The 13,508-nt window shown below is 50.3% G+C and carries 12 protein-coding genes, 2 pseudogenes and 1 riboswitch; of the genes and pseudogenes, 7 read left to right on the top strand and 7 right to left on the bottom strand.

Annotated elements, in window-relative coordinates; translation table 11 throughout:
• Positions 1–33: 33 nt before the first annotated feature.
• Both thiD and thiM read right to left on the bottom strand, forming a co-directional pair.
• Positions 34–834: a bifunctional hydroxymethylpyrimidine kinase/phosphomethylpyrimidine kinase gene (gene thiD / locus HED65_RS05485; RefSeq protein WP_114977746.1), complete on the bottom strand. Its 801-nt coding sequence runs from the start codon at positions 832–834 to the stop codon at positions 34–36.
• Positions 831–1,601 carry a hydroxyethylthiazole kinase gene (gene thiM / locus HED65_RS05480; protein ID WP_114977745.1) on the bottom strand — a complete coding sequence of 257 codons (771 nt, stop codon included), beginning with the start codon at positions 1,599–1,601 and terminating at the stop codon, positions 831–833. The genes thiD and thiM overlap by 4 nt, the downstream gene beginning before the upstream one ends.
• A 35-nt stretch (positions 1,602–1,636) precedes the next feature.
• Positions 1,637–1,734, bottom strand: a riboswitch (TPP riboswitch).
• 278 nt (positions 1,735–2,012) lie between these two features.
• Here thiM and HED65_RS05475 point away from each other — a divergent pair.
• On the top strand, positions 2,013–2,819 hold the full coding sequence (locus HED65_RS05475) for a DUF4225 domain-containing protein (protein ID WP_114977744.1): 807 nt from the start codon (positions 2,013–2,015) through the stop codon (positions 2,817–2,819).
• Here HED65_RS05475 and HED65_RS05470 read toward each other — a convergent pair.
• Positions 2,816–3,130, bottom strand: a complete 315-nt coding sequence (locus tag HED65_RS05470) for a hypothetical protein (protein ID WP_114977743.1) — start codon at positions 3,128–3,130, stop codon at positions 2,816–2,818. The genes HED65_RS05475 and HED65_RS05470 overlap by 4 nt on opposite strands.
• A 187-nt stretch (positions 3,131–3,317) precedes the next feature.
• Between HED65_RS05470 and HED65_RS22630 the strand changes: the two are divergent.
• Positions 3,318–3,474, top strand: a pseudogene (locus tag HED65_RS22630) (transposase); the annotation flags it as partial.
• Positions 3,475–3,501: 27 nt separating this feature from the next.
• Positions 3,502–3,669: pseudogene (locus HED65_RS05465) on the top strand (IS3 family transposase); the annotation flags it as partial.
• Between the two features lie 31 nt (positions 3,670–3,700).
• Here the strand turns inward: HED65_RS05465 and HED65_RS05460 are convergent.
• The gene (locus HED65_RS05460) at positions 3,701–4,030 is read right to left on the bottom strand and encodes a hypothetical protein (protein WP_114977742.1); all 330 of its coding nucleotides are present in this window, start codon (positions 4,028–4,030) and stop codon (positions 3,701–3,703) included.
• Between the two features lie 702 nt (positions 4,031–4,732).
• On the opposite strand from HED65_RS05460, the gene HED65_RS05455 reads away from it, so the two are divergent.
• Positions 4,733–5,602, top strand: a complete 870-nt coding sequence (locus HED65_RS05455) for a YadA C-terminal domain-containing protein (RefSeq protein WP_114977741.1) — start codon at positions 4,733–4,735, stop codon at positions 5,600–5,602.
• Between the two features lie 203 nt (positions 5,603–5,805).
• On the opposite strand, the gene HED65_RS05450 is transcribed toward HED65_RS05455, so the two are convergent.
• Positions 5,806–7,236: a glycoside hydrolase family 32 protein gene (locus HED65_RS05450; protein ID WP_114977740.1), complete on the bottom strand. Its 1,431-nt coding sequence runs from the start codon at positions 7,234–7,236 to the stop codon at positions 5,806–5,808.
• Positions 7,237–7,252: 16 nt separating this feature from the next.
• Positions 7,253–8,494, bottom strand: a complete 1,242-nt coding sequence (locus tag HED65_RS05445) for an MFS transporter (RefSeq protein ID WP_114977739.1) — start codon at positions 8,492–8,494, stop codon at positions 7,253–7,255.
• A gap of 238 nt (positions 8,495–8,732) precedes the next feature.
• On the opposite strand from HED65_RS05445, the gene HED65_RS05440 reads away from it, so the two are divergent.
• The 3 genes from HED65_RS05440 to HED65_RS05430 all read left to right on the top strand — a co-directional run bounded on the left by HED65_RS05440 (position 8,733) and on the right by HED65_RS05430 (position 12,935).
• Positions 8,733–9,737: a LacI family DNA-binding transcriptional regulator gene (locus tag HED65_RS05440; protein ID WP_114977738.1), complete on the top strand. Its 1,005-nt coding sequence runs from the start codon at positions 8,733–8,735 to the stop codon at positions 9,735–9,737.
• Positions 9,738–10,073: 336 nt separating this feature from the next.
• On the top strand, positions 10,074–11,450 hold the full coding sequence (locus HED65_RS05435) for a diaminobutyrate--2-oxoglutarate transaminase (protein WP_114977737.1): 1,377 nt from the start codon (positions 10,074–10,076) through the stop codon (positions 11,448–11,450).
• An 18-nt stretch (positions 11,451–11,468) separates the two neighbouring features.
• Positions 11,469–12,935, top strand: coding sequence for a pyridoxal phosphate-dependent decarboxylase family protein (locus tag HED65_RS05430; protein WP_114977736.1), 1,467 nt, complete (start codon positions 11,469–11,471; stop codon positions 12,933–12,935).
• A 36-nt stretch (positions 12,936–12,971) separates the two neighbouring features.
• On the opposite strand, the gene HED65_RS05425 is transcribed toward HED65_RS05430, so the two are convergent.
• Positions 12,972–13,487 carry a protein disulfide oxidoreductase gene (locus tag HED65_RS05425; protein ID WP_114977735.1) on the bottom strand — a complete coding sequence of 172 codons (516 nt, stop codon included), beginning with the start codon at positions 13,485–13,487 and terminating at the stop codon, positions 12,972–12,974.
• Positions 13,488–13,508: the final 21 nt, after the last annotated feature.

Raw genomic sequence — 13,508 nt, 5'->3', positions numbered from 1 at the left:
TCTCAGGCGTGGTGTTTCCTGCCAGTATACGGCTTACCACCAGGCATGAAAATGGTGTACCGGCCCAATACCGTGACCCACTTCCAGAGTATCGGCTTTAGCCAGCGCGGCTGAGAGCCAGGTTTTCGCTTCGCTCACTGTATCGGCCCAGTTATCATGCCGTGGACGTAATGCCGCCAGCGCAGCAGAGAGCGTACAGCCAGTACCATGGGTGTTTTTAGTGTGTACGCGTGGTGCCGTGAAACGCCGCTCGCCGTCCCGGGTGAAGAGCCAGTCCGGGCTTTCGGCATCGTCAAGATGACCACCTTTCATCAGCACGGCCCCGCAGCCCATCGCCAGCAGCGCATTCCCCTGCTCTTTCATTTCCCATTCATTTTGCGCGTGTGTTGCCCCCAACAGTGCAGCGGCCTCCGGCAAATTGGGTGTGATGAGCGCCACCTGCGGCAGCAGCTTTTTGCGCAGTGTTTCAACAGCGGAGGCGGAGAGCAATGGGTCGCCACTTTTTGCCAGCATCACGGTATCCAGCACCACGTTTTGCACCTGATAACGTTTAAGGCGTTCAGCCACCGCTTCAACAATATCTGTCTCTGCCAGCATACCGATCTTGGTGGTATCAATTCGCACATCGCTGAATACGGAATCCAGCTGCGAGGCAACAAAATCCGGTTCAATACGGTAAACCGACTGCACGCCGCGCGTGTTTTGCGCCACCAGTGCGGTAATGACTGAGCAACCGTACGCGCCAAGGGCGGAGAAGGTCTTCAGGTCGGCCTGGATACCCGCACCACCACTGGGATCGGTGCCGGCAATGGTCAGAGCGTTAATACGTTTCATGCCAGTTCCTCCAGGGTGTAGAGCGCATCCAGGAACGTGCTGGCAAAACTGCCTGGGCCACGAGACTGTGCAGCGGCGACCGTTCCGGCTCGCTTCATAAATCCGCACGCGGCGGAGACGTTATCCAGCCTGTCGCCCGGCAGTGAGCAACTCGCCGCCACGACGGCAGAGAGTGCGCACCCTGTGCCCACCACGCGCGTCATCAAGGGATCACCGCCGATTACCGTTCGGGTTCGTTGTCCATCCGTGATGCAATCCACTTCACCGGTGACCACCACAATGGCATTGGTCTGGCGAGCCAGCGCCTGTGCCGCAGGTAACGCGCTGGCTGTGGAGTCAGTCGTATCGACGCCGCGCCCACCTGCGCTCATCCCGGCAAGAGCGAGGATTTCCGAAGCATTACCGCGAATGGCTGCGGGTTTCAGGGCAAGGATTTGATGACAAAAGCGGGTGCGAAACGTCAGAGCGCCCACGGCAACCGGGTCCAGCGTCCAGGGTTTACCTGCGGCTACCGCACTCTCAATCGCCTGACGCATCGCCTGCGCTCGCGGCAAGGTCAGTGTGCCAACGTTAATCAGCAATGCATCGGCGATCGCGGCAAACTGCTCAGCTTCTTCGGCCTCAATCACCATCGCTGGAGAGGCACCAAGCGCCAGCAGAGCGTTGGCAGTAAAGGTCTGTACAACGTCGTTAGTCATACAATGCGTAAGCGGGGAACGGGTTCGGAACTGATGTAAAACGCGTAAATCGAGCAGGTCAGGCTGCATGGGTTCGCTCCTGCCTTGCGTGAAGAAGCGATGACCGGGAAGGCATCTGACTTCCCTACGCTGGCATTATCCAGATCAGGTAATACGGGTATTTCTCAGCCTTCATTTAAGAAGGGCACCCCGAGTCATGAAGATTGAATCTCTATATTTTTTGCCAGATTAGGGGAAGTTGTTCGCTTAAGCAAGTGTAGTGAGTTATTGCCTAACTCCCACAAAAGCGCCGAGGTAAGATTAGGCGATGGCACGCTGTAGCAGGTCAAAACCAGGGTCAATAAAACCCATTACCGTGTGAAGTCTCAGAGTTTGCTCATGTTTTTGTTCCGGCAAAATCATACTCCGGGAAAGCATTTCCTGTTGCCCCTGAACGTATAGCACGTAAAATGACCAGACACCTTAAGGAAAGGAGGCTTTATGGATATCGCGCTGCTCAACAGGGGCTGGAACAGAACCTGGTCAGATACCATGGTGAATCTGGAAGCCCGGAAACTCGTCGAAACAGCAAACCGGCTGTCAGCATTCTATTTGCAAGATGGTCTAACCCGTATCAAGTTTATCGAAGAGATAAAACAGGTCGTAGAAAAGGAGTTCGAGGCAGCACGGCGAGCTAAAACAGACGAAGAATGCATTGTATGCATCGAAAATCTGCGTGCAGAAACGGATAATTTGCACGAACAAGAACGACTATTAAGAACCAGAGCCGCACAACTTTATGCAAAGGTCGAGTTTGTCAGGGAAAATAATAAAATCGTCGGATATGTGATTTCGGCAATCCATATAGTGGTATCCGGAGCAGCACTATTCGGTGGAATGGTTATGATGTCCACTATGACCCCTGTCGGAGTTCTTGCAGGCGCAGTTTTATTCGTTGATGGTATTAACGGGATAACAAAAGAAGCAAGCCATCTTCGCTATGGTCAACAATCCAAATCGGAAGGCATTTTTGCTGATGGCGTGATGGATACTGCACAATTTTTGGGGTTTAGCCCAAAAAATGGGTTAGCTTTTTATAATACGGTGACTCTGGGGGCTAATGTTTTTAGCATCTTCGGATTAGCAAGGAAGCCGGGAGCCTGGCGATTATTTCGCTGGCTGCCGCGTGATTACTACCGAAAAGTTGACACAATGAGTAAGCCCAGGCTAACTATGAAAATCGCTGGATATGGTGTTAAAGCGAAAGTGATTTTTGATCTTCTGGCGACTGATCACAGTAATGATTAAGATTTGTTCGCCCTACAGAATCGCCAGGATTTATAAGCAAGCACAGGCGGTTGTATAAATATTGCAACCGCTGCTCCACAAGAAAGGCCAATGGCACCAGAGAAAACACTCTCTTCAGATGCGAATATCACCAGAAAAACGAATACAGCAAGGCAACCGGATACAACGCACACAGCAAGAATAAAACGCCTGGCCAGGTCCCTGATGGCATTCCCCAACGTTCCACCATAGCTTTCAACGTTGTTTTTTATCTTCTGCAAATCCGATGGTGTAAAACCAGAACGTAACAAAGCTTCATCAGTAACTTTCATATATATCGTCCTTTATCTCTCAAAAGATTGTCCCCAATCACTGATTGTGCTAGCAATCATACTTATGAACTTTACCGCAATCCAGCCGAAACTATGTGGAAGACTCTACTGTAAGTATCCGCATAATCGTGCCATTCACATTTAGCGGTCTTCCGGCATACTCAATCTGCCAACGAAGGAGATCACCATGCGTAAAGCCCGTTTTACTGAGCACCAGATCATCGCCGTGATTAAGTCCGTCGAAGCAAGACGAACTGTTAAGGATGTTTGCCCGGGAGGCCGGTATTTCTGAGGCGACTGACTTCAACTGGAAATCCAGATACGGTGGTATGGAAGCTTCTAATGGCCGTGTGGTGACGTAATCCCCAAAACAGGTACGGGTTCATTCTGATCAAGGTTGTCAGTACACAGGCCATGAGTGGCAGTTGTTCCTTAAATCACACTGACCGGAGGACATTATTAGCCGACGCGGTAATTGTCACGACAACGCAGTTGCAGAAAATTTATTCCAGGTGCTGAAGCGTGAACGGATAAAGAAAACGAAGTAGTCTCGTTTATACCCTTCTTTGTTCATTCAGCATAACCTTTGAATATGCCTGAAGTGTTTGTTACTGCGATCTTGCCATTCTTATAAACAATGTAGTTATACAGGCCTTGCTGGTATACGGTAGCGTCTGCTGTTTTCTCTACTACTGCCGCTGGTTTTCCGTCAACGTTAAGCCCTGTTGAGGTGATTACAAGTTTCATTCCTTCCCACTGCTTACCCTTCTTAGCGCTTTGGGCTTTCTGCACTGGATAAAGAGCATGAGCATTTCCTATAGCCTGTTTTTGAGCCTGTGAAGTACAACCAGCAAGCAAAAGAGATACAGCCACATATGCAAACAATATTTTAACTTTCATATGCTATCACCATTAACAACAACTATTATTAAACGAGTTTTAACCCGTGACAAACATACATCACGATAATTTATCAAAGCGAATTAATTATTTTGATGGATTCACTAATCTTGATTAAGGTCAAAAATCCAAACAGAATATTTCATTCGAAACCCTAACATATTCCCCTTGTAAATTATTCCTTTCTTATCGGCTTAAACAAATGTTTATACAATAGTAGACGGGTTTTATATCATTTGTCGTAACAAGTTTCTAACTCATATATTGAAATCTGACCTAATACATTTCTCGCTTCAACTTTCAACATAAATATTTTCTATTCCTTATTTCACACTGTATATAGCATAAAAATTCATTTCATTTGAAAGGGCGAAACTATTCAAAAGCAATACATTAAACGAAATCTATAAATTCACATGAAGAATTCTGGATATTTTCCGAAGTCTCGCCTCAAAATAGTTAAGAAACTCTTATGCATTGAAATTATCCACTGAATTTACATCGGCAAATCACAAATAAATTAAATGATTGTTTTTATTGATATTCTAACTTAAATTATCTCATTGGCGCTATTAAGCAATTAATGCTGATTTTGATCTAAATCAAAGCCCATAAAATCACAATCCGAGATAGTTCGCGGCCGTTATCAATGTTTAAAAAATACATTGGAATACTGACTTTATTGTTTATGGTGAAAGCGAAATGAAATCTTTAGTTGCAAGCATTGCATTTGGTGCATTAGTTATTACTACATCAACCAGAGCTGATGTTATCAGTGACTTTTATAATGACACTGTAAATGGCAATATCAACTTTAGCGAACAACAAGCTATCTGGAATAGCCTAGATAAAGAGCAACAAGAAGCCGCAATAAAATACTCTCAAGATCATGGCACAAACTTCTTTAGTGATTTTAAACCCGGCTTTGTAACTCCTCATGCCGACGGTATTCATAATCAGGCAATCACTCTTACAGACGCTACGCAACCTATTGTAGATAACTCTTCACACCTCGACGGGCAACATTCACAACCTGAGCACATCACCGCCACGGCTAAACCGTCAATTGATCAGAGTATTCATCTGGATAGTAACGCTACAGATGCAGATCGCCAGAATGCAAAAGATCAGGCAATGATTGATTACCTTCAATCTCACGTTAAAAATGGTGTTGATGGTAAAAATGGGAATGACGGCGTTACAACCACAATTACAAAGCTTGATACAGCAACACAAACAAAAGTAACCAGTAATTCACGAGCTATTCAAGATAACAGCCAGGCGATTAGCAAAATGAATAACTCTTTTGCTTCATTGAAAGATGAAGTGAATGACAACCATAAAGAGGCTAATGCTGGTATCTCTGGTGCTATGGCACAAGCTAATATTCCACAAGTAATGAACAATCAACGTGTTGCAATAGGTGCTGGCGTTGGCGGCTATGATGGCGAAAACGCTGTCGCTGTCGGTGCTTCTGCTCGCTTAGGTGATTCTGTCGTTATTAAGGCCACTGTGAGCGATGATACAGCAGACAATGTAGGTTATGGCGCGGGCTTGTCTGTAGGTTGGTAAGCGCGATTCAAGTGAATCGCCACAGGTTTAACAGACACCTCTGAGTCATTTATGGACTCAGTTCATCTTCTGTCGTGGGATCAGACTACGCTGAGAAAATTAAACAGATAAAAAAGGCGACGTCGATCGCCTTTTTTAATTACAGGCATTACACAATATGGACGCCAGGACCGCTGTAAGCCCCTACCCTGACGTCGCCCGTGTTAATCTAATTGCCATGCCCCGGCATCAATAAGTGATGCTGTCCCGGTCCAGGCAAACAATGCCAGCTCGCGATCCCCTGCATCGGGGTAAATGCGGCTGCTGAGGCATGCCTCTCCCTCATTGACAAACACTTCCACGGAAGAGCAGTCAAAGAACAAGCGCAGACTGAGCGAATCGTTCAGGTTAAGCGCGACGCTTCGGGTACCGCACAGGCCATACTGTGGATAGTGTCGCTCCAGCACCAGACGCTGCATCTGCGCGTCAATATAGAGGCGTAACCCGTCGCCAAGCCGAATGCCGTATTGCTCCGCGCTGCTGTTAGCGCAATCCCACTGCAGAATAACCTCCATCGCGTCGCAGTGTTCCACCAGAGTCATCTGCTGATTTTTAAGCGCACTTACCGGCCAGGGAAACCACGCTCCCCGGAGGTCTTCGACCTCTCTGGCCGGCCGCATTTGCAGACGGTTATCCGTACTGAGCGTCAGCTCGCGCGGTAGAGAGAGCATGCCAGCCCAACCATCCACCTGTTCCGGCAGCGGGGATTCCCACATATCCAGCCAACCAATTACAATGCGGCGGCCATCAGGTGTCAGGAAACTTTGTGGTGCATAGAAATCATGACCGCGATCCATCTCCACAAACTCACCTTCACGCACAAAAGGCTGACCAGGCTGCCACTCGCCCAACAGATAGCCGCTCTGGAAAAGATTACGATTTTTGTAGCCTTCAGCCACCAGCCCCTGAGGCGAAAACATCAGCACGCGCTTACCATTGAGCGTGAAAAAGTCCGGGCATTCCCACATATAGCCCATCTCTTTTTCCGCCACCGCAAGTACGCCCATATCCAGCCACTCGCGCAGATCAGCAGAACGATAAACGCGTACCTGACCCGTCTCGCCATCCCGCGCACCGACAACCATGTACCAGCTCTCCCCTTCACGCCACACTTTCGGATCGCGGAAGTGATGCAGGCCAGGTGGCGTATCAACTACCATTCCCTGTCGCTCAAAATGGACACCATCACGGCTGGTTGCCAGACACTGCACCTGGTAGAGATTAGCCTCGTCAGGATCGCCGTGGAATTTGTGTCCGGTGTAAATCAGCGCCAGCGTATCGCCATCCACTACCGCCGATCCGGAAAAACAGCCATCCTTGTCTTCGGGTCCTTCCGGCGCCAGTGCAACCGGGAGATGCTCCCAGTGAACTAAATCCTTGCTGCGCGCATGGCCCCAGTGCATCGGACCCCATTGGGTCGAGTACGGATGATGTTGATAAAAAGCGTGATACCAGCCGTCAAACCAGACCAGGCCATTTGGGTCGTTCATCCAGCCAGCTCGCGCTGCGAGGTGGTAACGCGGATACCAGCGCAGGTTAAGCCCTTCGCGCCTGGACTGTAGTTCCCGCTCAGCTTTAGTAATTGAATACGTCATTTCTCTACTCTTTCGATCAGATAGTGGAAGATTGTGGCATTAGCGGGTCAGAAGTGGACTTACCCGAGCGCAACAGGAAGATGGATATAAACGTGGTGCTGAAAACTAATAGCCCCATAATGAGATAGGATTGGGCAAAGCCGTATTTCTCATAGCTGTAGCCTGCCAGTGGCGACAAGACCGAGGCAATCACCGAGCTTGTACAGGCAAAGCCCACCAGATAGAGGGTGGAAGAGAGCCGCTTATCAAAATGCAAGCTATTGTATTTAAAGATTGAAACCAGCAAGACGGGCAGTTCAACGGCGTGTAATAGCTTGGTAATGGAGATCAATACCGGCCCCTCAACCAGACCCGATGCCACCATACGCATCGCCATTACCATTCCGGCGAAAATCAGACCATTCTTCGCGCCAAGGCGATTCACCAGCCATGGGGCACAAAACATACCAGCCGCTTCAAGGAACACCTGGAAGGAGTTGAGATAGCCGTACATGGCGTTCCCTTCCTGCAACGTCGGGAACTGGGAGGAGAAATAGACCGGGAACTGCTGGTCATAAACACCATAAATACAGGTACCAATAACGAAAAACACCAGTGCCCAGAAACGTGGCAGCGTCAGCAAGCGCAACGCATCTTCCAGTGTGATCTTTCCTCCGGACACCGCTTCCTGCATGGCGTGTGGAGCGGATGAGACCCTGAGACGTACCAGCAAAACAAAAAACACCAGGCCCGCACAGCTGGCAACAGCGAAGTTCAGCTTCGGATTAATGTTAAACAGGAGCCCCGCAAAAAAGGTTGCCACCGCCCAGCCAAGCGATCCCCACATTCTCGCCTTGCCAAACTCAAACTGGCTCTGTCTGGCCACGCGCTCGGTATAGGACTCCAGTACCCCTATCCCGCCGTTAAACGTCAGGCCGATATAAATCCCGCCGAAAATGCTGCCGAGTAAAACGTTAATCTGCAGCAGATAGCCGAACAGCAAAAAAGCCGGACCAGAAAGAATGAGCAGGCAGGTCAGAAACCAGAGCAGGTTTTTGCGCAGACCGAGTTTGTCCTGAATGAATCCATAGCAGATTTGAGCAAAAAGCGCGGAGACAGAAAGCACGGCATAGATAACGCCAGTATCGCCTGCTTTTAAGCCTACATCCTGGTGAAGCCAGATGGAGAGCAAAGAACCGGAAGAGGACCAGGTGACAAAAAAGAAAAACAGTAATGCGCTCAGTAATGGATAGCTGTGAGAGTGATGCGTTTTCATCATGACATTCTCATGTTGGAGTAATGAAATAATGGTAACGTTAACATTACTCCTTGCTCATACGGTTTGGTTCAAATTTATGATGTTAATCACGAAAGTTAACGTTAACATAGCAGGAATGAGATCGCGATCGACTATTCATCAATCATGATGCCCTGACATAATCAATGAACACTCTTTCCTTTTACATCAGTTACTTAGTTGTATACTCTCTAACATATAGCATTGACGGAGTAAGAAAATGGCTTCCCTGAAGGACGTCGCAAAGCTGGCTAACGTCTCGCTGATGACCGTCTCACGTGCGCTTAACACCCCGGAGCGCCTTAAGCCGGAAACGCTGGCGCGCGTACAGCAGGCTATCGATCAGACCAACTACGTACCCGATCTTTCCGCCAAAAAAATACGTGGCGCACATGCCTCGCCAAAAACCATAGGCGTGCTGGCGCTCGATACGGTGACGACACCTTTCTCGGTAGAGATTACGCTGTCCATTGAAGAGACGGCACGGATGCACGGCTGGAACAGCTTCGTAATGAATATGTTTACCGATGACAACCCTGATGCGATTGTCGATCTGCTGCTCTCCCACCGCCCGGACGGCATTATTTACACCACAATGGGATTACGTCAGGTTCCTCTTCCAGCCAAACTCCTCACTCTCCCCTGCGTGCTGGCTAACTGCGAAAGTATCGATGAAAAAGTAGCCAGCTACATTCCTGATGATGAACAGGGGCAGTACGACGCCGTGAAAGCGTTACTCGCCGAGGGTTATCGACAGCCCCTGTGCCTGCATTTACCCGTGGACCATCTGGCCACAACCCGACGCCGTCAGGGGCTGGAACGTGCATGCCGTGAAGCTGGGCTCGACCCGAACAGTCTGGAACATAGCTATATGGCGTTCGGGGACGAGCACTATCGCGACATTCCATCAGTTTTGCGGGCGCACATTCAGAATGGCATCCCCCGGTTCGACTCCGTTATCTGCGGCAACGATCGTATCGCATTGATGGTGTACCAGACGCTACTGGCTCAAGGGCTTCGCATCCCACAAGATATTGCGGTTATCGGTTATGACAATATGGTGGGCATTGGAGAACTCTTTCTCCCCCCTCTTTCAACGGTTCAACTGCCACATTATGAAATTGGACGTCTGAGTGCCCTGCATATTATTAACGGTGAAAACCATCGGGAAACGACGCGTGTTGAGAGTCCATTTTTAATGCGTGATTCCGTTGCGCATGTATAGAGACCAGGGATTTTTACCTGTCATGGTAGTAAGGAGGTCGTATACCTTCTTTTATGTCAGCCAATGGCACGATTTGTCACACTCTTTTTTCTGCTTTTACACTCCAGGCCGACTACACATAACCGGCTGTTTTACTTTGTAATTAAGCGCAATTTTCTTTCAAAAAAGAGGGATATTCCTTCCCCTGTGCCCCATGTCACAAAACAGTAAACAAATTAACCATTGAGCCCCGTGGCAAAAGGCTCTATATTGGCGGCGTTTTTTTCAGGCCCCCATCTGTTTTTTAACTTTTTATTCAATCGTGGCTCATAACGAAGCGGCGGTTGTAGGAGTGATATGATGACGGATAAAGTCCGTATTGACACCGTAGATGCCCACAAAAGCAACGAAACCTATCTGGCCCGTCAGGCCGAGTTTGAATCTAACGTCAGGAGTTATCCGCGCAAACTGCCTTTAGCAATCACTAAAGCAGACGGCGTATGGATCACCGATGCAGATAATAAAGAATACCTTGACTGTTTAGCAGGCGCAGGGACCCTTGCGCTTGGCCATAACCATCCTGATGTGCTGAAAAGCATCCAAAATGTCATTACCAGCGGCTTGCCGTTACATACCCTGGATCTGACAACGCCTCTGAAAGACGCGTTTTCAGAATACCTGCTCTCTCTGCTGCCAGGTCAGGGCAAAGAGTACTGCCTGCAGTTCACCGGTCCATCCGGTGCTGACGCCGTGGAAGCGGCGCTGAAACTGGCGAAAAAAGTCACCGGCCGTAGCGGTATCATCAGCTTCTCTGGTGGTTACCACGGTATGACCCACGGCGCACTGTCCGTGACCGGCAACCTGTCTCCGAAAGAAGCTGTTGACGGTATGATGCCAGAAGTGCAGTTCATGCCTTACCCACACCAGTACCGTTGCCCGCTGGGTATCGGCGGTGAGGCTGGCGTGAAAGCACTGACCTACTACTTCGAAAACCTGATTAACGACGTGGAAAGTGGCGTACGCAAACCTGCAGCCGTCATTCTGGAAGCCGTTCAGGGTGAAGGCGGTGTGAACCCGGCTCCGGTTGAGTGGCTGCAGCGTATCCGCAAAGTGACTCAGGAACACGGCATTCTGCTGATCCTCGACGAAGTGCAGGCTGGCTTTGCGCGTACCGGTAAATTCTTCGCCTTCGAACACGCTGGCATTGAGCCAGACATCATCGTGATGTCTAAAGCTGTAGGTGGCGGTCTGCCACTGGCTGTGCTCGGTATCAAAAAGCAGTTCGATGCATGGGCTCCAGGTCACCACACCGGTACCTTCCGCGGCAACCAGCTGGCGATGGCAACCGGTCTGACCACGCTGAAAATCCTGAAAGATCAGAACATCGCAGGCAAAGTGGCTGCACAGGGCGAATGGCTGAAAGGCCAGCTGAAAGAGATGGCGAAACGCTATCCGGTTATCGGCCACGTTCGCGGTCTGGGCATGATGATCGGTATTGAGATCGTTAAGCCAAACGAAGCCGCTGACCACATGGGTTGCTTCCCGGGTGATGGCGAGCTGTCTGCCCTGATTCAGAAGAAGTGCTTCGAAGCCGGTCTGATTCTGGAGCGTGGTGGTCGCAACGGTATCGTTCTGCGTCTGCTGCCTTCTCTGCTGATCAGCGATGAAGAGCTGAAAATCTTCCTGGATAAATTCGAGCAGGCACTGCTTGCAGCGGGCGTTCGCCCGGCGTAACCGGAGTAGTTGAACACGATGTCAGATTCAAACCCAATTTTGTTCTCCTCTGCACAGAGCATTGAAGCTTACCAGCAGGCGATTGAACAAAGCACTCAGGCTGTGATGCAGTGGCTGAAACAGCCTGAGATGTACCAGGGCAAAACGGTCGCGGAACTGCGCGACCGTATTAAGCTGGATTTCAACCCGAAAGGGCTGGGCAATGAAGCAGCGATTGAACGCGCTGTAGAGTTCTTCCTGAAAGACAGTTTGTCCGTTCATCACCCACAGTGTGTGGCGCACCTGCACTGCCCAAGCCTGGTAGTAAGCCAGGCGGCAGAAGTGCTGATCAACGCCACTAACCAGAGTATGGACTCCTGGGATCAAAGCCCGTCCGCAACCATCATTGAGATCAAACTGATCGAATGGCTGCGTACCCGCGTGGGTTATCAGGCTGGCGACGCAGGTGTCTTCACCAGCGGTGGCACCCAGAGCAACCTGATGGGTCTGATGCTGGCTCGTGATGCGTTCTTTGCGCGTCAGGGTCACTCCGTTCAGCAGGATGGTCTGACGGGCGATCTGCGTAAGATCCGCGTACTGTGCTCAGAAAACGCGCACTTCTCCGTGCAGAAAAACATGGCGCTGATGGGTCTGGGTTACCAGTCCGTGGTGCAGGTGAAAACGGACGAATTCTCACGCATGGATCTCACCGATCTGGCGGCGAAAATCGAACAGTGCAACGCGAACGGCGAACAGATCCTGGCGATTGTCGCGACAGCAGGGACCACCGATGCCGGTGCTATTGACCCTCTGCGTGCCATTGCTGAGCTGGCGGCGAAGCAGAATATCTGGGTACACGTTGATGCGGCATGGGGCGGCGCGCTCCTGATGTCTGAGCAGTATCGTCACTACCTGGACGGTATTGAACTGGTGGATTCCGTTACTCTGGACTTCCACAAACAGTTCTTCCAGACCATCAGTTGCGGTGCATTCCTGCTGAAAGAAGCACGCCACTATGAACTGATGCGCTATCAGGCGGCTTACCTGAACTCTGAGTTCGACGAAGAAGCAGGCGTGCCTAACCTGGTGTCCAAATCGCTGCAGACCACGCGCCGTTTCGACGCGCTGAAACTGTGGATGAGCCTGGAAGCGCTGGGTCAGGAGCAATACGCAGCGATCATCGATCACGGCGTGACGCTGGCACAGCAGGTTGCAGCTTATGTGCAAGAGCAGCCTGCTCTGGAACTGGTTATGCAACCGCAGCTGGCAAGCGTACTGTTCCGCTTCCGTGGCGACGTGCAGGCAGATGATGCGGGTATTGCCCTGCTGAACCAGAAAATTGGTGATGCGCTGCTGGAATCCGGCCGTGCAAACGTCGGCGTGACTGAGCATAACAGTGTCACTTGCCTGAAGCTGACGTTGTTGAACCCAACCGTGACGCTGGAAGATATTAAAATCCTGCTGTCTCTGGTTGAGCGCACCGCGCAGGAAGTTCTGGCGAAGTAATACAAAACCCCTCTTCCGCAAGGAGAGGGGTTATTTTTATACCCCAGCCCACCACATTCTGGCTTTTAATCCCCAGTAACTCGTCCACCCCGTAGTCGTGCTGACAACGTCCCCCTTCGACACAATGACCAGCGTCGGCGTTACGCTCACCTGCCATGCCTGCGACAGCGCACCGTTCTCATCATTTACCACCGGCATTTTCAGCTGTTTCTTTTCAACCCAGCGTGCAAGCTTTGCGTCATCACCGGAACGCATGGCAATACTCACCACATTGCCACCCTCTTCTGCCAGCTTATTGACTGAAGGCGTGGTATAACGGCAGATGCTGCACCAGGTGGCCCAGACGTAAATCAGCAGCGGCCGGTCCTGGCTGAGCGCCGCAATGTCGTGCATCGTGCCATCAATACCCTGCATCGGAGTTGCACTAAACGTGGCTGGTAATGTCGGCTTGCGGTACTGATCCACACCCCACATCACAGCCAGCGCCAGCAGAACGAGTATGATCCCTTCCCGCGCCCAGCGGCGCAGTTTGCTGAATTTGCGGTTTTCCATTATGACCTCGTGATTTAACGA

Origin of the sequence: Pantoea sp. LS15 (genome assembly GCF_012241585.1) — a bacterium.
Lineage (GTDB): Bacteria > Pseudomonadota > Gammaproteobacteria > Enterobacterales > Enterobacteriaceae > Enterobacter.
This window is presented reverse-complemented; position numbering and strand designations above follow the sequence as displayed.